At 71.4% G+C, this 22362-nt stretch carries 21 protein-coding genes; all 21 read left to right on the top strand.

All coding sequences use genetic code 11. The annotated features are described in order from the left end of the window. Positions 1-102: 102 nt before the first annotated feature. Positions 103-648: a bifunctional pyr operon transcriptional regulator/uracil phosphoribosyltransferase PyrR gene (pyrR, locus tag LQ757_RS08395; RefSeq protein WP_231046767.1), complete on the top strand. Its 546-nt coding sequence runs from the start codon at positions 103-105 to the stop codon at positions 646-648. After that, on the top strand, positions 645-1595 hold the full coding sequence (locus LQ757_RS08390) for an aspartate carbamoyltransferase catalytic subunit (RefSeq protein WP_231046766.1): 951 nt from the start codon (positions 645-647) through the stop codon (positions 1593-1595). Before pyrR ends, LQ757_RS08390 begins: the two co-directional genes overlap by 4 nt. Further along, positions 1595-2929, top strand: a complete 1335-nt coding sequence (locus LQ757_RS08385) for a dihydroorotase (protein ID WP_231046765.1) — start codon at positions 1595-1597, stop codon at positions 2927-2929. Before LQ757_RS08390 ends, LQ757_RS08385 begins: the two co-directional genes overlap by 1 nt. Continuing rightward, entirely contained in the window at positions 2922-3473 is a 552-nt protein-coding gene (locus LQ757_RS08380) for a PH-like domain-containing protein (protein ID WP_231046764.1), read from the top strand. The genes LQ757_RS08385 and LQ757_RS08380 overlap by 8 nt, the downstream gene beginning before the upstream one ends. A gap of 130 nt (positions 3474-3603) precedes the next feature. After that, entirely contained in the window at positions 3604-4725 is a 1122-nt protein-coding gene (gene carA, locus LQ757_RS08375) for a glutamine-hydrolyzing carbamoyl-phosphate synthase small subunit (RefSeq protein WP_308195617.1), read from the top strand. Then, positions 4725-8015: a carbamoyl-phosphate synthase large subunit gene (carB, locus tag LQ757_RS08370; protein ID WP_231046762.1), complete on the top strand. Its 3291-nt coding sequence runs from the start codon at positions 4725-4727 to the stop codon at positions 8013-8015. The genes carA and carB overlap by 1 nt, the downstream gene beginning before the upstream one ends. Next, positions 8012-8893: an orotidine-5'-phosphate decarboxylase gene (pyrF, locus tag LQ757_RS08365; protein WP_231046761.1), complete on the top strand. Its 882-nt coding sequence runs from the start codon at positions 8012-8014 to the stop codon at positions 8891-8893. Before carB ends, pyrF begins: the two co-directional genes overlap by 4 nt. Positions 8894-8933: 40 nt before the next feature. After that, positions 8934-9833, top strand: a complete 900-nt coding sequence (gene gmk, locus LQ757_RS08360; RefSeq protein WP_231047326.1) for a guanylate kinase — start codon at positions 8934-8936, stop codon at positions 9831-9833. A 75-nt stretch (positions 9834-9908) separates the two neighbouring features. Next, the gene (rpoZ, locus tag LQ757_RS08355) at positions 9909-10166 is read left to right on the top strand and encodes a DNA-directed RNA polymerase subunit omega (RefSeq protein WP_231046760.1); all 258 of its coding nucleotides are present in this window, start codon (positions 9909-9911) and stop codon (positions 10164-10166) included. A gap of 13 nt (positions 10167-10179) precedes the next feature. Further along, positions 10180-11403, top strand: coding sequence for a bifunctional phosphopantothenoylcysteine decarboxylase/phosphopantothenate--cysteine ligase CoaBC (gene coaBC, locus LQ757_RS08350; RefSeq protein WP_231046759.1), 1224 nt, complete (start codon positions 10180-10182; stop codon positions 11401-11403). Between the two features lie 64 nt (positions 11404-11467). Next, positions 11468-12661: a methionine adenosyltransferase gene (gene metK, locus LQ757_RS08345; protein WP_231046758.1), complete on the top strand. Its 1194-nt coding sequence runs from the start codon at positions 11468-11470 to the stop codon at positions 12659-12661. A gap of 1 nt (position 12662) precedes the next feature. Then, positions 12663-14627, top strand: coding sequence for a primosomal protein N' family DNA-binding protein (locus tag LQ757_RS08340; protein ID WP_231046757.1), 1965 nt, complete (start codon positions 12663-12665; stop codon positions 14625-14627). Positions 14628-14679: 52 nt separating this feature from the next. Beyond that, complete coding sequence (gene fmt, locus LQ757_RS08335; RefSeq protein WP_231047325.1) at positions 14680-15597, top strand: methionyl-tRNA formyltransferase; 918 nt, start codon at positions 14680-14682, stop codon at positions 15595-15597. Then, complete coding sequence (locus LQ757_RS08330) at positions 15594-17078, top strand: RsmB/NOP family class I SAM-dependent RNA methyltransferase (protein ID WP_231046756.1); 1485 nt, start codon at positions 15594-15596, stop codon at positions 17076-17078. Before fmt ends, LQ757_RS08330 begins: the two co-directional genes overlap by 4 nt. A 34-nt stretch (positions 17079-17112) precedes the next feature. Then, positions 17113-17784: a ribulose-phosphate 3-epimerase gene (gene rpe / locus LQ757_RS08325; protein ID WP_231046755.1), complete on the top strand. Its 672-nt coding sequence runs from the start codon at positions 17113-17115 to the stop codon at positions 17782-17784. Positions 17785-17793: 9 nt separating this feature from the next. After that, positions 17794-18057 (top strand): phosphoribosyl-ATP diphosphatase, encoded by a 264-nt coding sequence (locus LQ757_RS08320; RefSeq protein ID WP_231046754.1) that lies wholly within the window; start codon positions 17794-17796, stop codon positions 18055-18057. A gap of 44 nt (positions 18058-18101) precedes the next feature. Then, a complete protein-coding gene (gene hisG, locus LQ757_RS08315; protein WP_231047324.1) occupies positions 18102-18959 on the top strand; it encodes an ATP phosphoribosyltransferase in 858 nt (285 codons plus the stop codon). A gap of 7 nt (positions 18960-18966) precedes the next feature. Next, positions 18967-19728, top strand: coding sequence for an imidazole glycerol phosphate synthase subunit HisF (hisF, locus tag LQ757_RS08310; RefSeq protein WP_231046753.1), 762 nt, complete (start codon positions 18967-18969; stop codon positions 19726-19728). Then, the gene (gene hisI / locus LQ757_RS08305; protein ID WP_231046752.1) at positions 19725-20102 is read left to right on the top strand and encodes a phosphoribosyl-AMP cyclohydrolase; all 378 of its coding nucleotides are present in this window, start codon (positions 19725-19727) and stop codon (positions 20100-20102) included. The genes hisF and hisI overlap by 4 nt, the downstream gene beginning before the upstream one ends. A 16-nt stretch (positions 20103-20118) precedes the next feature. Continuing rightward, positions 20119-21645 (top strand): anthranilate synthase component I, encoded by a 1527-nt coding sequence (locus LQ757_RS08300; protein WP_231046751.1) that lies wholly within the window; start codon positions 20119-20121, stop codon positions 21643-21645. Further along, complete coding sequence (locus LQ757_RS08295) at positions 21642-22358, top strand: Trp biosynthesis-associated membrane protein (protein WP_231046750.1); 717 nt, start codon at positions 21642-21644, stop codon at positions 22356-22358. The genes LQ757_RS08300 and LQ757_RS08295 overlap by 4 nt, the downstream gene beginning before the upstream one ends. Positions 22359-22362: the final 4 nt, after the last annotated feature.

The following is a 22362-nucleotide window of genomic DNA, read 5'->3' as shown; positions in this document are numbered from 1 at the left end:
CCGTTCACGAGGTCATGCGACAGCCCGCAGTCGCGGGACACGGTAGACTCGTGCGAGTTGACAACCTTTAAGGCCGTCCGGTGAGGCGGAGAAGGGAGTCGGTTGATGGCACGTGCCGTGCTCAGTCAGGCTGACATCCAGCGGGCGCTCACCCGCATCTCGCACGAGATCCTCGAGTCCAATCGCGGAAGCTCCGATCTGGTCCTCCTCGGCATCCCCACGCGCGGCGTCGCCCTCGCGCGCCGTATCGCCGAGATCATCGCCCGCATCGAACCCGATGCGCCGGCCGCGCCGGCCGGTGCGCTCGACGTCACCATGTACCGCGACGACCTCGGCCGCACGCGCACCCGCACCCCGGCGCCCACCGAGGTGCCGGCCGGCGGCATCGACGGCAAGACCGTCGTGCTCGTCGACGACGTGCTCTACTCGGGCCGCACCATCCGCGCGGCGTTCGATGCACTCGCCGACCTCGGCCGGGCACGCGCGGTGCGCCTCGCGGTGCTCGTCGATCGCGGCCACCGCGAGTTCCCCATCCGCGCCGACTTCGTCGGCAAGAACCTGCCGAGTTCGACGCGCGAGCGCATCAACGTGCGACTCGTCGAGATCGACGGCGACGACGCCGTGACGATCGACGGGGGCGACGAGTGATGCACCTGCTCGGGACCCGCGACCTCGCGCGCGACGAGGCGATCAACCTGCTCGACATCGCCGAGGACATGGCGGCCGTGCAGGAGCGCGAGGTGAAGAAGCTGCCCACCCTGCGCGGCAAGACCGTGGTCAACCTGTTCTTCGAGGACTCCACGCGCACCCGCATCTCGTTCGAGGCGGCGGCGAAGCGACTCTCGGCCGACGTCATCAACTTCAGCGCCAAGGGCTCGAGCGTGTCGAAGGGCGAGAGCCTGAAGGACACCGCGCAGACCCTGCAGGCGATGGGCGCCGACGGGGTCGTGATCCGCCACCACGCCTCCGGCGCCCCGCACACGCTCGCCACGAGCGGGTGGATCGACGCGGGAGTGATCAACGCGGGCGACGGCACGCACGAGCATCCGACGCAGGCGCTGCTCGACGCGTTCACGATGCGTCGCCGGCTGCACGGCGGGGCGTCGCGCGGCCGCGGACTCGACGGCGCTCGCGTCGTGATCGTCGGCGACATCCTGCACTCGCGCGTCGCCCGCTCGAACGTGTGGCTGCTCGCGACCCTCGGGGCCGAGGTCGAACTCGTCGCACCGCCGACGCTCGTGCCCGTCGACACCGCCGCGTGGCCGGCGACGATCGGCTACGACCTCGACGCCGCGCTCGCAGGGGCGCCCGACGTCGTGATGATGCTCCGCATCCAGGCCGAGCGCATGCACGCCGCGTTCTTCCCCAACAGCCGCGAGTACGCGAGGACGTGGGGCCTCGATGACGCCCGGTTCGACCGGCTGCCCGGCACTACGATGGTCATGCACCCAGGTCCGATGAACCGCGGGCTCGAAATCTCGGCACGAGCAGCCGATTCGCCTCGATCGACGGTGCGTGAGCAGGTCGCGAACGGAGTATCAGTGAGAATGGCCGCCCTCTATCTGCTGTTGTCGAGCGAGCGGGGTGAAGCCTGATGCGCGAGCGCCACCTCATCACGGGTGCGACGCTGCCGACGGGCGAGCGCGCCGACATCCTGCTCGACGGCGGCGTCATCGGCGAGGTCGGCAGCATCGCCGATGCGGCCGGCGCGACGGTGTTCGATGCCGACGGGCTCATCGCGCTCCCCGGCCTCGTCGACCTGCACACGCACCTTCGTGAGCCGGGCTACGAGCAGAGCGAGACCGTGCTCACCGGCACCCAGGCGGCCGCGGCCGGCGGGTTCACCGCCGTCTTCGCGATGGCGAACACGTTCCCGGTCGCCGACACCGCGGGTGTCGTCGAGCAGGAGGCGACCCTCGGCCGGGCCGCGGGCTACGCCACGGTGCAGCCGATCGGCGCGGTCACGGTCGGCCTCAAGGGAGCCGAGCTCGCGGAGCTCGGCGCCATGGCACGATCGCGGGCGAACGTGCGCGTGTTCAGCGACGACGGCTTCTGCGTCTCCGACCCGCTCCTCATGCGGCGCGCGCTCGAGTACGTCAAGGCGTTCGATGGCGTCATCGCGCAGCACGCGCAGGAGCCGCGGCTCACCGAGGGCGCCCAGATGAACGAGGGCGCACTCTCGGGCGAGCTCGGCCTCACGGGCTGGCCGGCCGTCGCCGAGGAGTCGATCATCGCGCGCGACGTCCTGCTCGCCGAGCACGTCGGCAGTCGCCTGCACGTCTGTCACGTCTCGACCGCGGGCTCGGTCGAGGTCATCCGCTGGGCGAAGGCCCGCGGCATCGACGTGACCGCCGAGGTCACCCCCCACCATCTTCTGCTCACCGAGGACCTCGTGAAGGACTACGACCCGCGGTTCAAGGTCAACCCGCCGCTGCGCCGCACAGAAGACACCCTCGCGCTGCGCGCCGCGCTCGCCGACGGCACGATCGACATCGTCGCCACCGACCACGCGCCCCACCCGGTCGAGGCGAAGCAGAGCGAGTGGGACGCTGCGGCGAACGGCATGGTCGGCCTCGAGTCGGCCCTGTCGGTCGTGCACGCTGCCGTCGTCGAGACCGGTCTCCTGAGCTGGGCGGATGTCGCGCGCGTGATGTCGCAGGCGCCGGCACGCATCGGGCGGCTCCGTGGCCACGGCGAGGCGATCGCCGTGGGAGCGGCGCCCGAGTTGACGCTCTACGACCCGTCCGCGGCATCCGTGTTCGATCTCGACCGGCTCGCCGGTCGCAGCGTCAACTCGCCCTATCTCGGACGGAGTCTGCCCGGGCGGGTCGTGGCGACCTTCCACGGCGGCTACACGACCTTCGCGGACGGCGCGGTGCGCGACGCCGGCGAGGTCGCCGTGCTCGCGCGGGAGGCGTTCGATGGATAAGTGGATCGGCGGAATCGTCGCCGTCGGCATCGTCGCCGTCATCGCGTGGCTCATGTACCGATCGTGGCGGCGCCGCACGGTGCGCGACGAGACGCTGTCGTCGTATCCGCTGCCCGAGTCGATCGGCGCGCCCACCCTCGAGGCCGAGGCGCTGTACGTCGCGACCACTCCGGTCGGCGACCCGCTCGAGCGCCTCGCGGTGCAGGGACTCGCGTTCCGCGGCGCCGCCCACCTCGAGGTCGTCGCCGGGGGAGTGATCCTCCGCGTCGCAGGCGAGTCGACGACCTTCATCCCGGCCGATCGGCTCCTCGGTGCGTCGACCGCGAGCTTTGCGATCGACCGCGGCGTCGAACCCGACGGACTCGTCGCACTCACCTGGACGCCGCGCGCAGCCGACGACACCGAGCCGGCTCGCCGAGTCGACAGCTACCTTCGCGCCCGCTATCCGGGCGACGCGGCCGAGATCATCCGGGCCGTCAACGACATCGCCGCGGCACCCGCCGTGCCGCGGCCGGAACACGAGAGCGAGGCCTCGGATGGCTGAGACCCCCACAACCGCGTCGGCGCCCGACGGCACGACTGAGCCCGCTGTGCCGACGATCGGCACCGCGTCAGCGCCCGTCGACACGACCGAGCCCGCCGTGCCCACGATCGGCCGCACGCCAGAGCCCGCCGTGCTCGTCCTCGAGGACGGCACGCGCTATGAGGGGCGCGCCTACGGCGCCCGCGGCCGCACCCTGGGCGAAGCCGTCTTCGCCACCGGCATGACCGGCTACCAGGAGACGCTGACCGACCCGTCGTACGCCGGTCAGATCGTGCTCATGACCGCCCCGCACATCGGCAACACCGGAATGAACGACGAAGACGAGGAGTCGGCGCGCATCTGGGTCGCCGGGTTCATCGTGCGCGACCCCTCCCGGGTCGTGTCGAACTTCCGGGCGCAGCGCAGCCTCGACGACGACCTCGTCGCGTCGGGCGTCGTCGGCATCTCGGGCATCGACACGCGTGCCGTGACCCGGCACCTGCGTTCGGCGGGCGCCATGCGCGCCGGCATCTTCTCGGGCGACGACGCCGCCCTCAGCACCGGCGAGCAGCTCGCCCTCGTGCAGTCGGGCGCGCAGATGACCGGTCGCAACCTCTCGGGCGACGTCTCGACCGCCGAGCGCTACACGGTCGACGCCACCGGCGACCGTGTCGGATCGGTCGCCGTGCTCGACCTCGGGGTCAAGACCTCGACGCTGAACTACCTCGCCGAGCGCGGCTTCGACGTGCACGTGCTCCCGCAGACCGTCACCGCCGATGAGGTGCTCGCGCTCGACCCCGACGCGCTGTTCTTCTCGAACGGACCCGGCGACCCCGGGGCATCCGATCGCCATGTCGACCTGTTGCGCACCGTGCTGCGACAGGGGGTGCCGTACTTCGGCATCTGCTTCGGCAACCAGCTGCTCGGCCGTGCCCTCGGATTCGGCACATACAAGCTCACGTTCGGACACCGGGGCATCAACCAGCCCGTGCTCGACCGGGCCACCGGCCGCGTCGAGATCACCGCCCACAACCACGGCTTCGCCGTCGACGCGCCCATCGACCGGGTGAGCGAGTCGAGCGAGGGCTTCGGGCGCGTCGAGGTGAGCCACGTCGACCTCAACGACAACGTCGTCGAGGGCCTCAACTGCCTCGACATCCCCGCGTTCAGCGTGCAGTACCACCCCGAATCGGCGGCCGGCCCGCACGACGCGAACTATCTCTTCGACCGGTTCCGCGACATGGTCATCGCGAGCAAGGAGTCCAAAGCCTGATGCCCAAGCGCGACGACATCAACAGCGTCCTCGTCATCGGATCCGGTCCGATCGTCATCGGACAAGCCGCCGAGTTCGACTACTCGGGCACCCAGGCGTGCCGCGTGCTCCGGGCCGAGGGCGTGCGCGTCATCCTCGTGAACCCGAACCCGGCCACCATCATGACCGACCCCGACTTCGCCGACGCGACGTACGTCGAGCCGATCACTCCCGAGATCATCGAGTCGATCATCGTCAAGGAGCGGCCCGACGCGGTCCTTCCCACCCTCGGCGGCCAGACGGCGCTCAATGCGGCGATCGCCCTGCATGACGCGGGCATCCTCGAGAAGCACGGCGTCGAGCTCATCGGCGCGAAGGTCGACGCGATCCGCAAGGGCGAAGACCGCCAGCTCTTCAAGGACCTAGTGCTCGAGGCCGGCGCCGACGTCGCCCGTTCGCACGTGGCCAAGACGCTCGACCAGGCGAAGGCCTTCGCCGAAGACCTCGGCTACCCGCTCGTGGTGCGCCCGTCATTCACGATGGGCGGACTCGGCTCGGGCTTCGCGTACACCGAAGACGAGCTCGTGCGCATCGTCACGCAGGGCCTGCACGACTCGCCCACCACCGAGGTGCTCCTCGAGGAGTCGATCCTCGGTTGGAAGGAGTACGAGCTCGAGCTCATGCGCGACACGCACGACAACACGGTCGTCGTGTGCTCGATCGAGAACGTCGACCCCGTCGGCGTGCACACGGGCGACTCGATCACGGTCGCCCCCGCGCTCACGCTCACCGACCGCGAGTACCAGAAGCTGCGCGACATCGGCATCGACATCATCCGCGCGGTCGGCGTCGACACCGGCGGCTGCAACATCCAGTTCGCCGTGGACCCGGTCGACGGCCGCATCATCGTCATCGAGATGAACCCGCGTGTCTCGCGCTCGTCGGCGCTCGCCTCGAAGGCGACGGGCTTCCCGATCGCGAAGATCGCGGCGAAGCTCGCCATCGGCTACCGGCTCGACGAGATCCCGAACGACATCACGCGTGTGACGCCCGCGAGCTTCGAGCCGACGCTCGACTACGTCGTCGTCAAGGTGCCGCGGTTCGCGTTCGAGAAGTTCCCGGCGGCCGACCCCACCCTCACCACGACCATGAAGTCGGTCGGCGAGGCGATGGCGATCGGCCGCAACTTCGCGACGGCGCTGCAGAAGGCGCTGCGTTCGCTCGAGAAGCGCGGCTCGTCGTTCCACTGGGGCGACGAGGAGCGCGGCATCGACGAGCTGCTCGAACTCGCGAAGGTGCCCACCGACGGGCGCATCGTGTTCGTGCAGCAGGCGCTGCGCAAGGGCGCCACGATCGAGCAGGCGTTCGAGGCGACGAAGATCGACCCCTGGTTCCTCGACCAGATCGTGCTCATCAACGAGGTCGCGCAGACGGTGGCCTCGGCCGAGGCGCTCGACACCGACCTGCTGCTGCTCGCCAAGGATCACGGCTTCTCCGACGCGCAGATCGCACAGCTGCGCGGCTTCGGCAGCGAGGCCGACGCACGTGAGGTGCGGCACATCCTCGGCATCCGTCCGGTGTACAAGACGGTCGACACGTGCGCGGGGGAGTTCCCGGCGCTCACGCCGTACCACTACTCGAGCTACGACGCCGAGACCGAGGTCGAGCCGTCGACGCGAAAGAAGGTCGTCATCCTCGGCTCGGGGCCGAACCGCATCGGGCAGGGCGTCGAGTTCGACTACTCGTGCGTGCACGCATCGTTCGCGCTCTCCGATGCCGGGTTCGAGACGATCATGATCAACTGCAATCCCGAGACCGTCTCGACCGACTACGACACGAGCGACCGGCTCTACTTCGAGCCGCTCACGCTCGAGGACGTGCTCGAGGTCATCCACGCGGAGTCGCAGTCGGGCGAGCTCGTCGGCGTCGTCGTGCAGCTCGGCGGGCAGACCGCGCTCGGTCTCGCGAAGGGCCTCGAGGCGGCAGGCGTGCCGATCCTCGGCACCACTCCCGACGCGATCGACCTGGCCGAGGAGCGGGGCCTCTTCGCCGGCATCCTCGAGGGCGCCGGGCTGCTCGCGCCGCGCAACGGCACCGCGATCGACCTCGCCGGCGCGGTGCATGTCGCCGAGGGCATCGGATACCCCGTGCTCGTGCGCCCGAGCTACGTGCTCGGCGGCCGCGGCATGGAGATCGTCTACGACTCACCCTCGCTCGCCGACTACTTCGCGCGCATCGAGGGGCAGGGCATCGTCGGACCGAGCCACCCGCTGCTCGTCGACCGGTTCCTCGATGACGCCATCGAGATCGACGTCGACGCGCTGTACGACGGCACCGAGCTCTACATCGGCGGCGTCATGGAGCACATCGAGGAGGCGGGCATCCACTCGGGCGACTCGAGCTGCACCCTCCCGCCGGTCACCCTCGGTCACGCCGAGGTCGACCGGGTTCGCGAGGCGACGCGCGCGATCGCCGAGGGCATCGGTGTGCGGGGCCTGCTCAACGTGCAGTTCGCGATCGGCGCGGGCGTGCTCTACGTGCTCGAGGCGAACCCGCGCGCGAGCCGCACGGTGCCGTTCGTGTCGAAGGCGCTCGGCATCCCGCTCGCCAAGGCGGCGAGCCGCATCATGGTCGGTGCGACGATTCGCGAGCTCGTGGACGAGGGCATGCTGCCCGCGTCCGACGGCTCGCGCATCCCCCTCGATGCCCCGGTCGCCGTGAAGGAGGCCGTGCTGCCGTTCCACCGCTTCCGCACCCGCGAGGGCATCATGGTCGACTCGGTGCTCGGTCCCGAGATGCGCTCGACGGGCGAGGTCATGGGCATCGACCGCGACTTCCCGCGCGCGTTCGCGAAGAGCCAGCTCGCCGCATACGGCGGCATGCCGAAGGCGGGCACCGTGTTCGTCTCGGTCTCCGACCGTGACAAGCGCTCCATCGTGCTTCCGGTGCTGCGGCTGCAGCAACTCGGCTACGAGCTCACCGCCACCGCCGGCACCGCCGAGGTGCTGCGCCGTCACGGCATCAAGGCGCGCGAGGTGCTGAAGTTCAGCGACAAGCCCACCGACGACGCGGCGTCGATCGTCGAGCTCATCCACCGGGGCGAGGTCGATGTCGTCGTCAACACCCCGAGCGGCCGGTCGGCGCGGGCCGACGGGTACGAGATCCGTGCCGCGGCAGTCGCCGCCGACATCCCCCTGTTCACGACGATCGCCGAGCTCTCGGCGGCGGTGGCATCGCTCGATGTGGTCGACGACGGGTTCGAGGTGACCAGCCTGCAGGAGTACGCCGCGCGCAGGGCGGTGCCGGCATGAATGCAGAGCTGATCTCGTTCGGCGATCGGCTCGATGCCGTGTTCGCCGCCTACGGGCACCTCTGCGTCGGCATCGACCCGCACGCGGCGCTGCTCGCCCGCTGGGGTCAGCCCGATTCCGCAGATGGAGCCCGCGAGCTCGGCCTGCGCACGGTCGAGGCCGCCGCCGACCGCATCGGCATCGTGAAGCCGCAGATCGCGTTCTTCGAACGACACGGGGCCGCGGGGTACGCGGCGCTCGAGCGCGTGCTGCGCGAGGCGCGCGACGCCGGGCTCCTGGTGATCGCCGACGTCAAGCGCGGTGACATCGGCTCGACGGTCGAGGCATACGGCGAGGCGTGGCTGCGCCCCGGTTCGCCGCTCGAGGCCGATGCCATGACGATCAGCGCCTATCAGGGCCTCGGGTCGATCGAACAGGTCATGGCGACCGCCGACGCGGCGGGCAAGGGGCTGTTCGTGCTCGCGGCCACCTCGAACCCCGAGGCCGCGGCGATCCAGCGCGCGGTGCTGGCGCAATCGTCGCGCGCGGGCAGCACGGTCGCCGACGCCATCACGCAGGGTGTCATCGGGTGGAATCACGGACGACCGGATGCCGCGACACGCGCGCTCGGCTCGATCGGCGTCGTGTTCGGCGCGACGACCGATCTCGGGCTCGCCGGCATCGACATCGACGGTGACGTCCCTCGTCCCGGACTGCCGGTGCTGGCACCGGGCTTCGGGCATCAGGGCGCCCAGCCCCGAGAGCTCCGCGCCCGGTTCGGCGCGTTCGCCGGCGGTGTCATCGCGAACGAATCCCGCTCGATCCTCGAGGCGGGTCCCGACGGGCTGGTCGATGCGATCAGCCGTCGAGTCGACGAGTACGGAGCGGCAATTGCCTGAGCACACGAGTGATCCGAGCACCCGGTCGGGTGCGGCCACGATGCGCACGCCCCCCGAGGTCGACCGGGTCGCGGCATCCCGCGCCGCGGTCGCGGCACGTCGCGCCCGCGCAGGGGTCAAGTCGCAGATCGCCGACGGGCTTCGCAGTCCGCTCGACGTGCTGCGCGAGGCGTACGAGCAGCCCGAAGGCGTCGAGGGTCGGCTGCGCGTCACCGAGTTCCTGACCTCGATCCCCGCGATCGGCGCGACGAAGTCCGCCCGCATCATGACCGACCTCGAGATCTCGACGTCGAAGCGGCTCGGCGGTCTCGGACGCCTCCAGCGTCGACGCCTGCGCGAGTTCGTCGCCGACTGGGTCGCCGCGCACGGCGGCACGGGCGACCGGCTCGTCGTGCTCGCGGGCCCGACCGCGGTCGGCAAGGGCACCGTCGCGTCGTACATCCGACGCCACCACCCCGACGTGCGACTGTCGGTCTCGGCGACGACCCGCGCCCCGCGACCCGGGGAAGTCGAGGGAGAGAGCTACTTCTTCGTCGACGACGCGGAGTTCGACCGCATGGTCGAGGCGGGCGAGCTGCTCGAATGGGCCACCGTGCACAACGCGTCGCGCTACGGCACCCCGCGCAAGGCCGTCGAAGAGGCGATCGCGGCCGGCAACAGCGTGCTGCTCGAGATCGACATCCAGGGCGCGCGCTCGGTTCGCCGCGCCATGCCCGAAGCGACGCTCGTCTTCCTGCTGCCGCCGACGTGGGACGAACTCGTGCGACGACTCGTCGGCCGCGGCACCGAGAGCCCCTTGGAACAGCAGCGTCGGCTCGAGACCGCGAAGGTCGAATTGGCGGCCGTCGACGAGTTCGACCACCAGGTCGTGAACCACGACGTCGGCGACGCGGCGCAGAAGGTCGTAGACTTGATGAGACCCCGCAAGGGCCGGCGGTAGTGAAGCTGCGCCGAGAAGCCCTCGCCACGACGATTTCGCGAGCCACGAGCCGCACCCCGATCAAGGAGCCCATCCATGGCTGAGAAGCAGTCCGGCATCATCGACCCGCCCATCGACGACCTGCTGTCGAAGGTCGACTCGAAGTACCAGCTGGTCATCTTCGCGTCGAAGCGCGCGCGTCAGATCAACGACTACTACGCCGACCTCCACGAGGGCAGCCTGTTCGACAACGTCGGGCCCCTCGTCGACTCCTCGATCGACGACAAGCCGCTGTCGGTGGCGATGCACGAGATCAACGAGGACAAGCTCCGGCTCCGCCCGCTGGCCGAGTGAGCCAGAGGGCCGCGTGACCCTCAACATCGTCGTCGGCATCACCGGCGGCATCGCCGCGTACAAGGCCGTCGGCGTCGTGCGGGCGCTCGTCCTCGCCGGCCACGACGTGCACGTCGTACCCACCGAGGGCGCGCTGCGTTTCGTGGGGCTTCCCACGCTCGAGGCGATCTCACGCAACCCCGTGCACGTCGACCTCTACGAGGGGGTCGCCGAGGTGCGCCACGTGGCGATCGGCCAGTCGGCCGACCTCATCGTGATCGCACCGGCGACGGCGAACACGATCGCGAAGCTCGCGACCGGGCTCGCCGACGACCTGCTCGGCAACACCGTGCTCGCGAGCGAGGCGCCCCTCGTCATCGCGCCCGCGATGCACACCGAGATGTGGCGCCACCCGGCCACGCAGGCGAACATCGCCACGCTCCAGGCCCGTGGCGTCGTCGTCGTCGGTCCCGCGGTGGGCCAGCTCACGGGCGCCGACAGCGGCCCCGGCCGCATGGAGGAGCCCGAGGCGATCGTCGACGCCGCGCTCGCGGTCGCGGCATCCGCTCGGCTCGACTCGTCGACCGAACGCGGCGACCTCGCCGGTCGTCGCGTGGTGGTCTCCGCCGGCGGCACCCGCGAACCGCTCGACCCGGTGCGGTTCCTCGGCAACCGCTCGAGCGGCAAGCAGGGCATCGCGATCGCCGAGGCCGCGCGGGCCCGCGGCGCCCACGTCACCCTGGTGGCGGCGAACCTCGAGGTCGCCGAACCGGCGGGGTGCGACATCCGCCGCGTCTCGACGGCACTCGAGTTGCAGGCCGCCGTGACCGAGGCGTCGCGCGACGCCGACGTCGTCGTCATGGCGGCGGCAGTCGCCGACTACCGCCCTGCCGCGGTCAGCGAGGCGAAGATCAAGAAGGACCAGTCCGACGACGGACTCACGCTCGAACTCGTGCGCAACCCCGACATCCTCGCCGGGCTCGGTCGTGCTCCGCACGACGGCACCCTGCTCGTCGGCTTCGCCGCCGAGACGGAACCCGATGACGAGCGCATCCTCGAACTCGGGCGTGCCAAGCGCGAGGCGAAGGGCGCCGACCTGCTCGTCGTGAACCGAGTCGGCTGGACCGAGGGGTTCGCGACCGACGAGAACTCGGCGGTCGTCATCGGCGACGACGGCGAGATCGTCACACGGCTTCACGGAAGCAAGGTGTCGGTGGCCGATGGCATCCTCGACGTGGTTGTCTCGAAGCTGAACTGACGCCCGCACCACCTCGTGCCCACCGCGCGGCACCCGCAGCAACTCCGAAGGAATCCGACCGCACATGAGCGCACTCCGCCTCTTCACCTCCGAGTCCGTGACCGAGGGGCACCCCGACAAGATCTGCGACCAGGTGTCCGACGCGATCCTCGACGCGCTGCTCGCGGTCGACCCGCGCAGCAGGGTCGCGGTCGAGACCCTCGTGACGACCGGTCTGGTGCACGTCGCCGGCGAGGTGACGACGTCGGGGTACGTCGAGATCCCCGCAATCGTGCGCGAGCGCATCACCTCGATCGGGTACGACTCGTCCGATGTCTGGTTCGACGGGCGTTCGTGCGGCGTCTCCGTGTCGATCGGCGGTCAATCGCCCGACATCGCGCAGGGGGTCGATCGTGCATTCGAGTCGCGCGAGCGTGCGAGCGACGACCTGCTCGACCAGCAGGGCGCGGGCGACCAGGGCATCATGTTCGGATTCGCAACTCGCGAGACGCCTGAGCTCATGCCGGTGCCGATCTGGGTCGCCCATCGCATGGCCGAGCGGCTCGCCGCGGTGCGCAAGCAGGGCGAACTCGACTACCTCCGGCCCGACGGCAAGACCCAGGTCACGGTCGGCTACGACGGCCAGCGGCCGCAGACGATCGACACGGTCGTGCTGTCGACGCAGCACTCGCCATCGGTCTCGACCGAGCAGCTTCGCGCCGAGGTCGAAGAGCTCGTGATCGGGCCGGTGCTCGACACCGTCGAGCTGGCGCGGCCCGACCTCAAGGTGCTCATCAACCCCACGGGCCGCTTCGAGATCGGCGGGCCCCAGGGCGACGCCGGCCTCACCGGGCGCAAGATCATCATCGACACCTACGGCGGCGCGAGCCGGCACGGCGGCGGCGCCTTCAGTGGAAAAGACCCGTCGAAGGTCGACCGCTCCGCGGCGTACGCCATGCGCTGGGTCGCGAAGAACGCCGTGGCGGCGGGCCTCGCCGACCGCCTCGAGTTGCAGGTCGCGTACGCGATCGGCGCGGCGTCGCCCGTCGGCCTCTACGTCGAGACGTTCGGCACCGGCGCGCTGCCCGACGAGCAGATCATCGCCGCGATCCGCGAGGTGTTCGACCTGCGCCCGGCGGCGATCATCCGCGACCTCGACCTGCTGCGCCCCATCTACGCGCAGACCGCGAGCTACGGCCACTTCGGGCGCGAGCTGCCCGACTTCACGTGGGAGCGGCTCGACCGCGTCGACGACCTGCGCGCCGCCGCCGGGCTCTGACGTGAGCGGCGGCCCCGTCGCGAGGGTGCTCGTCGACTCGCCGTTGCCGCAGCTCGACCAGCTGTTCGACTACGCGGTCCCCGAGCGCCTTTCGGCGGTCGTGCGGGCCGGGCAGCGGGTCCGTGTCCCACTGCGCACGGGCGGTCGCATCGCGCAGGGGTGGATCGTCGCGCTTGCCGAATCGAGCGACTACGGCGGCCGGCTCGCCGAACTCGACGACGTCGTCTCCGAGGTGCCGATGCTCGGTGACGACGTGTGGCGGCTCGCTCGCCGCCTCGCCGACCGCGCCGCGGGCACGGCGAGCGACATCCTACGACTCGCGATCCCGGGCCGGTACGTACGCGCCGAGAAGGCATGGATCGCCGATACGGCGCAGCCCGCGCCGCTGCCCGTCGACCCGCCGCCGATCACCGGGTACGACGAAGGCGCCGTCGAGCAGGGCATCCGCGACGGCGAGCGGATGACCCTCGCCGCGATCCCGCAACCGGTGCGCCTCGACAGCGGAGCCTGGGTCGGCGCGTGGGCGGTGACCCTCGCCGACGCGGCCGTGCGCACGTTGGCCGACGATCGCAGTGCGATCCTCGTGGTTCCCGACTACCGTGATCAGGAGCAGGTCGAGGCCGCCCTCGCCGATCGGGTCGACCCGAGTCGGGTCATCCGCACCGATGCACGCCAGCCCGGAGCCGAGCGCTACCGCGGATTCCTGCGTGCGGGCGAGCCGGTCGCGCGCGTGATCGTCGGCAACCGGTCGGCGGTCTACGCGCCTGCGCACCGACTGGGGCTCATCGGTGTCTGGGACGACGGCGATGCGCTGCAGGCCGAGCCGCTCGCACCGGGCGTGCACGCCCGCGACGCGGCGCTCGTTCGGCAGGAGCAGTCGGGTGCCGCCCTGCTGTTCCTGGGGCACACCCGCAGTGTCGACGTGCAACGGCTCGTCGAGATCGGCTGGGTGCGTGTGGTGGCGCGTGCCCGCGCCGTTCGCCCGCACATCGTCCTCACCGAGAACCAGGCGGCTGCCGACGAACGCGCTCGAGCAGCACGCATCCCGTCGACGGCGTGGACAGCCGCAGCCGAGGCACTGCGCGCCGGACCGGTGCTCGTGCAGGTCTCGCAGCCCGGGTATGCACCGTCGCTCGTGTGCGAGACGTGTCGTGAGCCCGCCTCCTGCACGACGTGCGGGGGAGCGCTGGCATCACCGACCGCAGCGGGTGCGCCGCACTGCCGGCTCTGCGGCCGCAGCGCCGCCGACTGGCGCTGCGCGAACTGCGACGGCACGCGCCTTCGCGGTGCGACCGTGGGCTCCGCGCGCACCGCCGAAGACCTCGGTCGGGCGTTCCCCGCCGTTCGCATCGTGCGCTCCGACGGCGAGCGCCCGGTGCTCGCCGTCGACGCGACGCCGCAGCTCGTGGTCGCGACGCGCGGCGCCGAGCCCATCGCCGAGGGCGGCTACCGTGCCGTGCTCCTCCTCGACGGTGAACGGATGCTGGTGCGCGAGTCGCTGCGTGTGGCCGAGGACTGCCTGCGGTGGTGGTCGAACGCCGCTGCACTCGCGGCGCCCGGGGCGCCCGTGTTCCTCGTGGGGGTCGGCGGCGCCATCGGCACGGCCCTCGCGACGTGGCGGCACGACCGGTGGGCCTCCGCCGAGCTCGCCGCGCGTCGGGAGCTCCGGTTCCCGCCCGCCGTGCGGGTCGCGACCGTGCGCGCCAGGCGTGAGCACCTCGAGCATGCACTCTCCGCCCTCGGCGAGCTCGGAAACGCCGTCGACGTGCTCGGGCCGATACCCGAAGACGGCGGGCTCGAGCGCGCGATCGTACGCGTCGACTACGGCGCCGCGACGCGCGCGGCTGAGATCCTCAAGGCCGAGCAGATCCGGGTCGCGACCGAGCGCCGCCGTCCGGTCGCGGGGCAGCCCGTGCGGAAGGCGCCGACATTGCGTGTGCGATTCGACGACGCCGAGGTGTCGTAGGCGCGGGCACGTCGGCTGTGCGGCCGATCCGCCAGAATGGAGTGTGCCCCGCTTGCGTCTCGTCTTCGCCGGAACTCCGGCCCCCGCTGTCCCGACCCTCGAGCGCCTCGTCGCCGGGCAACACGAGGTCGTCGGCGTCGTGACTCGACCGCCCGCGCCGCTCGGGCGCAAGCGGGTGCTGACGCCGTCGCCGGTGGCGCAGGCCGCCGAGCGGCTCGGCCTCCCGGTCATCGACGCGGCGCGCCTCGACGATCGGGCGACCGCGGCGATCGCCGCCCTCGAACCCGACCTCGGCGTCATCGTGGCCTACGGCGGGCTCGTACGCGAGCCGCTGCTGTCGCTGCCCGGCCACGGCTGGATCAACCTGCACTTCTCGCTGCTGCCGGCGTGGCGCGGTGCCGCACCCGTACAGCGCGCGCTCATCGCGGGCGACGCGGCCACCGGGGCATCCGTCTTCCAGCTGGTCGCCGAGCTCGATGCGGGCGATGTCTTCGCCACCGTGCAGCGCGCGGTCGCGGCCGGCGAAACCGCCGGCGAGTTGCTCGATGCGCTCGCGACGACGGGGGCCGAGCTCACTGCCGGCGTCGTCGACGCGATCGCATCGGGCACGGCGATCGCGACCCCGCAGGCCGGTGATCCCACGTTCGCCCCGAAGCTCACGATCGACGACGCCCGCCTCGACTGGTCGCAGCCGACCGCGTCGGTCGACGCGAGGTTCCGCGGAGTCACTCCTGAGCCCGGCGCCTTCACCGAGGTCGGCGGCGCGCGACTCAAGGTGCTCGGGGCCCGACCGTTCGACGGTCGCGCGAACCTCGACGCGGGCGTCGTCCGCGCGGAAGGCAAGCACCTCCTCGTCGGCACCGCCGACGGCGCGGTCGAGCTGCTGCGGGTGCAGCCCGCCGGACGCACCGCGATGGGGGCCGCGGACTGGTGGCGAGGGCTCGGCGTCGACGAGGTGGTGGCACGATGAACGACCGACACGAGGGCGGCGGCGGGAGCGCCGGCAGCGGGCGAGCGGGCGACGGGCGCACAGGCCGGCGGCGCCCACCCCGTCGCGACGGCTCGCGCGAGCCGAAACCGGTGCGTGTCTCACCCGCGCGCATCGTCGCCTACGAGGTGCTCGAGGCGGTGCGCACCGACGAGGCGTACGCGAACCTGCTCATGCCGAACCGTATCGAACGGTCGCGCCTCAGCCCCGAAGACGCCGCGCTCGCAACCGAGCTCGGCTACGGCACCCTGCGCATGCAGGGCTTCTACGATGCCGTCATCGCGCTCGCGGCGGGGCGCCCGACCGATCGCATCGACCCGCCCGTGCTCGACATCCTGAGGCTCGGTGCACACCAGCTGCTCGCCACGCGCGTGCCGACGCACGCGGCGGTCAACGAGTCGGTCGTGCTCGCCAAGCGCATCGCCCCCGGGGCGACCGGCTTCGTGAATGCGGTGCTCCGCACCATCTCGCGCACGTCGCCCGACGAGTGGCGCGAGCACGTCGTGCGCGAGACCCCGGGCGGCGCCGACGCGAAGCTCGCGGCCGTGTCGTCGCATCCGAAGTGGATCGTCCGCGCCCTGCGCGCCGCCCTCGCCCACGAGCAGCGCGACGACGAACTCGAAGCGCTGCTCGCCGCCGACAACGCCGCACCGCGCGTGAACCTCGTCTCGCTTCCGGGAACGGATATCCCGGGCCCCGACGACCTCGGCACGCCGAACGAGTACTCGCCCCTCGGCTTCACGGCGGGTCATCCGCTCGCGCTCGTCGAGCAGTCGCAGGGCCGCGTGCGCGTGCAGGACGAAGGGTCGCAGCTCGCGGCGCTCGCGCTGACCCGGGCGCGCCCGATCGTGCCGGGGGAGCGGTGGCTCGACCTGTGCGCCGGCCCCGGCGGCAAGACCGCGATCCTCGCGGCCGAGGCGCTCGCGGGCGGCGCGGTGGTCGCCGCCAACGAGGTCGTCCCCGCTCGCGCGGAGCTCGTGCGCACGGCGATCGCCGGCGTGCCGCTCCCCGTCGCGGTGCATGAACTCGACGGTCGTGAGATCGACGCCGCGGCACTCGGTGCCGAGGGCGGGTTCGACCGCATCCTCCTCGATGCGCCCTGCACGGGCCTCGGCGCACTGCGCCGGCGACCCGAGGCGCGCTGGCGCAAGCAGCCGGCCGATGTCGCCGAGCTGACGAGACTGCAGGGCGAGCTGATCGACGCCGCGTTGCGATCGCTCAAGCCCGGCGGAGTCCTCGCGTACGTGACGTGCTCGCCGCACACGGCCGAGACCTTCGGCGCCCTGAACGCAGCGCTCGAGCGGCACGCGGGAACGGTCGCGCAGCTCGACACGCACGCCGTAGTCGGCGCCGTGTCGCGGCATCCGCTCGACCTCGGCGGGGCGCCCGAGACGGTGCAGCTCTGGCCGCACCGGCACGGCACCGACGCGATGTTCATCGCCCTGCTCGAACGCACCGCGTGACACCGCGCCAGATCACGATCGGTAGGCTGACGACATGACGACGCGGATCAACCCGAGCATCCTCGCTGCCGATTTCGCCAACCTCGAGCGCGAGCTCGGGCGCATCTCGACTGCTGACCTCGTGCACGTCGACATCATGGACAACCACTTCGTGCCCAACCTGACGTTCGGGCTGCCGATGGTGCAGCGGCTGGCACAGGTGAGCCCCATCCCACTCGACGTGCACCTCATGATCGAAGACCCCGACCGGTGGGGCCCGGGCTACGCAGAGGCGGGCGCGCACTCCGTGACCTTCCACGCCGAAGCCGCGGGCGAGCCGGTCGCCCTCGCACGGCGGCTGCGCCAGATCGGGGCGCGGGCGGGCATCGCGCTCAAGCCGGGCACCGATGCGACGCCCTACCTCGATCTCCTGCCCGAGTTCGACCAGGTGCTCGTGATGACGGTGGAGCCGGGCTTCGGTGGCCAGTCGTTCATCCCCGAGACGATGTCCAAGCTCGCTCGCATCGCCGACGCCGTGCAGGATGCCGGGCTCGACGTGTGGCTGCAGGTCGACGGCGGCATCACCGCCGAGACGATCGGCATCGCCGCCGAAGCCGGTGCGAACACCTTCGTGGCAGGATCCGCGGTCTACAACGGCGACGACCCGGCACAGCGCATCGCCGAGCTCCGCGACGCCGCGGCGGCGCACCCGCATTCGCACCGGTAGCCTAGACGGGTGAAGACATTCGACGAGCTCTTCGTCGAGCTGAGCGACAAGGCCCGCACCCGTCCCGAGGGTTCCGGCACCGTGCGCGAGCTCGACGCGGGAGTGCACGCCATCGGCAAGAAGATCGTCGAAGAGGCGGCCGAGGTGTGGATGGCCGCCGAATACCAGGGCGACGACGAGACCGCCGAAGAGATCTCGCAGCTGCTCTACCACCTGCAGGTGCTCATGCTCGCGAAGGGCCTCGCACCCGCCGACGTGTACCGACATCTCTGATCACGTCCATGACCGATCAGACCAGTCGACACGAAGGCCGCGAAATGCCGAATCAGCCCACACTCCGAATCGCCGTGCCCAACAAGGGCTCGCTCGCCGAGACCGCCGCGCAGATGCTCTGGGAGGCCGGGTACACCGGTCGCCGTGACCCGCGCGACCTGCACACCGCCGACCCCAGGAACGGCGTCGAGTTCTTCTACCTGCGCCCGCGCGACATCGCCACGTACGTCGGGTCGGGCGCGCTCGACGTCGGCATCACGGGCCGCGACCTCCTCCTCGATTCCGGCTCCGACGCCGCCGAGATCGCACCGCTCGGCTTCGGCGACTCGACGTTCCGCTTCGCCGGCCCCGCCGGAGCGTTCTCGGAACTCGCCGACCTCGAGGGCGTTCGGGTGGCGACGAGCTACCCGGGCCTCGTCGGCGACTTCCTCGCCGGCCACGGGGTGACCCCGTCCAAGCTCGTGAAGCTCGACGGCGCCGTCGAGTCGGCGGTGCGCCTCGGCGTTGCCGACGCGGTCGCCGACGTCGTCTCGACCGGGTCCACTCTCCGCAAGGCGGGCCTCGAGATCTTCGGACCGGTGATCCTCGAATCCGAGGGCGTGCTCATCGGCTCGGGCATCGACAAGCCCGGCACCGCGACGCTCGTACGACGCCTGCAGGGCGTGCTCGTGGCCCGCCAGTACGTGCTGCTCGACTACGACATCCCGGTCGAGCACCTCGAGCGCGCGACCGCTGCGGCGCCCGGCTTCGAATCCCCGACGGTCTCGCCGCTGCAGGATCCGGCGTGGGTGGCGGTGCGGGTCATGATCCCGCGCGTCGACATGAACCACGTCATGGACGAGCTGTACTCGCTGGGCGCCCGCGCGATCCTCGTGAGCGCCATCCACGCGGCGCGGTTGTGAGCACGCCATGTCACTCGCCGTCCGTGTGATCCCGTGCCTCGACGTCGCCGCAGGTCGCGTCGTCAAGGGCGTGAACTTCCAGAACCTGCGTGACGCGGGCGACCCCGTCGAGCTCGCCGCGCGCTACTCCGATCAGGGTGCCGACGAACTCACGTTCCTCGATGTCACGGCGACCGTCGACGACCGCTCGACCACCTACGACATGGTGCAGCGCGTCGCCGAGCAGGTCTTCATCCCGCTCACCGTGGGCGGCGGCGTCCGCTCCGCCGAAGACGTCGCGCGCCTGCTCGGTCACGGCGCCGACAAGATCGGCGTCAACAGCGCCGCGATCGCCCGCCCGCCGCTCATCGCGGAGATCGCCGACCGGTTCGGCGCGCAGGTGCTCGTGCTCTCGCTCGACGTGAAGCGGTCGGGTCGCACGACATCGGGCTTCGTCGTGACCACGCACGGCGGACGCACCGAGACCGATCTCGACGCCCTCGAGTGGGCGCGGCGCGCCATCGAACTCGGCGCGGGCGAGCTGCTCGTGAACTCGATCGACGCCGACGGCACCAAGGCGGGCTTCGATCTCGAGCTCACCTCGCTCATGCACGAACTCTCGCGGGTGCCCGTGATCGCCTCCGGCGGTGCCGGCGCGGTCGCGCACTTCGCCCCGGCGGTGGCTGCGGGCGCCGATGCCGTGCTCGCGGCATCCGTGTTCCACAACGGCGAGATCACCATCGGCGAGGTGAAGGCCGCCCTGGCGGCCGATGGGAGGATCGTGCGATGACGAACTCCGCAGCCTCGCCCGCAGCCGAGGCCGTCGAGCGAGCCGTGTTCAACGACCAGGGACTGCTGCCGGCGGTCATCCAGCAGTGGGACACCGGCGAGATGCTCATGCTCGGATGGATGGACCGAGAGGCCCTTCGCCGCACGCTCACCGAGGGGCGCGTGACCTTCTGGTCCCGCTCACGGCAGGAGTACTGGCGCAAGGGCGACACGTCGGGGCACGCGCAGTACGTGCGATCGGCCGCACTCGACTGCGACGCCGATACGCTCCTCGTACGCGTCGAGCAGATCGGCGTCGCCTGCCACACCGGTACCCGCACCTGCTTCGACGGCGATCCGATCGACGTCGTGCAGGGCTTCCCGCCCGCCGACTGACGACGAGGAGAGACCGTTGGCCGTTGCCACGACCACGTTCGACGAATTCACCCGACTGCTCACGGGGCGCCGCGTCGTGCCCGTCGTGCGCGAGCTGTTCGCCGACGGCGAGACGCCCGTGGGCATCTACCGCAAGCTCGCCGACGGGCGCCCGGGAACGTTCCTGCTCGAGTCGGCCGAACAGGGCGGCATCTGGTCGCGGTACTCGTTCGTGGGCGTCTCGTCATACGGCGTCATCACCGAGGCCGACGAGCGGGTCGAGTGGCTCGACTACGGCCTCGACGCGGAGCGGGCACTGGGTGACGCGGCCGGTCTGCCCCCGCTGAGGGCCCTCGAGGCGATGTTCGAGCGCTGGCGCACCGAAGACGTTCCGGGTGCGCCGCCGCTCACGGGCGGGCTCGTGGGATTCATCGGCTGGGAGGCGGTCCGGCAGATCGAGCACCTGCCGAACCGGCCGCCCGCCGAGTCGAGGATCCCCGGCCAGGCGTTCTCGTTCGTCGCCGAACTCGTCGTCATCGACCACCGCACGGGTACCGTGCAGCTCATCGCATCGGTGCTCAACGACGCCGGAGCGCCGGCCGACGTCCTCTGGCAGGGCGCGCAGGCCCGGCTCGATCGCATGCAGCAGGGCCTTGCGAAGCCGGCCGAGGCGTGGCTCGCCGACATCGACCTGTCGCGCGCCGCCGATCCACGGCACCGCACCGAACGCGACGACTTCCTCGGGGCCGTCGACCGCTCGAAGCTGCACATCCACGACGGCGACGTGTTCCAAGTGGTCATCTCCCAGCGGTTCGAGCACGAGGTCACGGCGAACCCGCTCGACGTGTATCGCGTGCTGCGCAGCCTCAACCCGAGCCCGTACATGTACTTCGTGCACCTCGAGGATGTCGCGGGGGAGCCGTACTGGATCGTGGGCTCCTCGCCCGAAGCGCTCGTCAAGGTGCAGGGCGGGCGCGTGTTCACGCATCCGATCGCGGGGTCGAAGCCGCGCGGTGCGACGCCTGAAGAGGACGCCGATCTCGAGGCCGAGCTCATCGCCGACCCCAAGGAACAGGCCGAGCACCTGATGCTCGTCGACCTCGCCCGCAACGACCTCGCCAAGGTCTGCGCCGCGGGATCGGTCGAGGTGACGGAGTTCATGCGCGTCGAGCGGTTCAGCCACATCATGCACCTCGTCTCGTCGGTCGAGGGCGACCTCGCACCCGGCACGAACGCAGTCGAGGTGTTCCGTGCGACGTTCCCGGCCGGCACGCTCTCCGGAGCGCCGAAGCCGCGCGCGCTCGAGATCATCGACGACCTCGAGCCGGCGCAGCGCGGGCTCTACGGGGGAGTCGTCGGCTACTTCGGCTTCGGCGGCGACGCCGACCTCGCGATCGCGATCCGCACGGCGACGATCGCCGACGGCGTCGCCCACGTACAGGCCGGGGCCGGGCTCGTCGCCGACTCCGACGCCGACTCCGAGTTCGAGGAGTCCCGCAACAAGGCCGCTGCGCCGCTGCGTGCGGTCGCCGTCGCGAACGCGATGCGACGGATCCCGTCGTGAGCGCCGATCGCATGAAGCTGCCCGCGATCCTCGCCACAGTCGTCGGGGCGGGGCTCGCGCTGCTCTCATGGAGCCAGACCTGGTACGACCTCGTGCTCGTGAGCAGTGCCGGCGGCGCGGCATCCGGCGACGCCATCGCGGTCCTCGGCAGCATCGCGTCACCGGCGCTCGCGGCCCTCGGACTCGCCGGGCTCGCCCTCGTGGCCGCCCTCGCGATCGCAGGACCGGGCATCCGCATCATCCTCGGCGTCCTCGAGGTGCTGCTCGGCGGCTCGATCGTGCTCGCCGCCGTTGTCGCGATCGGCGATCCGGTGACGGCGGTCTCGCCTGCAGTGACGGATGCCACCGGGGTGGCCGGTTCCGAGCCGACCGCGGCGCTCGTGGCGGGCGTCACGCCCACCTTCTGGCCGGCGGCTGCGGTCATCGCGGGGGCGGTCCTGATCCTCGCCGGCGTGCTCGTGCTCGCGACCGGAACGCGCTGGCCGGCGTCGTCGCGCCGCTACCGCGGCGCGCGCCTCGAGGAGCACAGGCCGGGCGAGCCCGCCCTGCCGGCCTCCGACCGCGCCATCGACGACTGGGACGAGCTCAGCCGCGGCGACGACCCGACCGACAACATCGAATCGGGCCATGACACCGAATCAGGCGATGGTGCCCGGCCGGGCGATGGTGCCGGGCCGGCCGATGGCACCGGGCCGACCCGACCGAACCGCTAGACTT

Source organism: Agromyces cavernae, from assembly GCF_021044935.1.
GTDB lineage: Bacteria > Actinomycetota > Actinomycetes > Actinomycetales > Microbacteriaceae > Agromyces > Agromyces cavernae.
This window is presented reverse-complemented; position numbering and strand designations above follow the sequence as displayed.

Excerpts from the sequence above, each read along its gene's own strand:
- LQ757_RS08385 (WP_231046765.1), top strand. The coding sequence starts at position 1,595 with ATGCGCGAGCGCCACCTCATCACGGGTGCGACGCTGCCGACGGGCGAG.
- LQ757_RS08380 (WP_231046764.1), top strand. The coding sequence starts at position 2,922 with ATGGATAAGTGGATCGGCGGAATCGTCGCCGTCGGCATCGTCGCCGTC.
- carB (WP_231046762.1), top strand. The coding sequence starts at position 4,725 with ATGCCCAAGCGCGACGACATCAACAGCGTCCTCGTCATCGGATCCGGT.
- pyrF (WP_231046761.1), top strand. The coding sequence starts at position 8,012 with ATGAATGCAGAGCTGATCTCGTTCGGCGATCGGCTCGATGCCGTGTTC.
- gmk (WP_231047326.1), top strand. The coding sequence starts at position 8,934 with ATGCGCACGCCCCCCGAGGTCGACCGGGTCGCGGCATCCCGCGCCGCG.
- rpoZ (WP_231046760.1), top strand. The coding sequence starts at position 9,909 with ATGGCTGAGAAGCAGTCCGGCATCATCGACCCGCCCATCGACGACCTG.
- metK (WP_231046758.1), top strand. The coding sequence starts at position 11,468 with ATGAGCGCACTCCGCCTCTTCACCTCCGAGTCCGTGACCGAGGGGCAC.
- LQ757_RS08330 (WP_231046756.1), top strand. The coding sequence starts at position 15,594 with ATGAACGACCGACACGAGGGCGGCGGCGGGAGCGCCGGCAGCGGGCGA.
- rpe (WP_231046755.1), top strand. The coding sequence starts at position 17,113 with ATGACGACGCGGATCAACCCGAGCATCCTCGCTGCCGATTTCGCCAAC.
- hisG (WP_231047324.1), top strand. The coding sequence starts at position 18,102 with ATGCCGAATCAGCCCACACTCCGAATCGCCGTGCCCAACAAGGGCTCG.
- hisF (WP_231046753.1), top strand. The coding sequence starts at position 18,967 with ATGTCACTCGCCGTCCGTGTGATCCCGTGCCTCGACGTCGCCGCAGGT.
- hisI (WP_231046752.1), top strand. The coding sequence starts at position 19,725 with ATGACGAACTCCGCAGCCTCGCCCGCAGCCGAGGCCGTCGAGCGAGCC.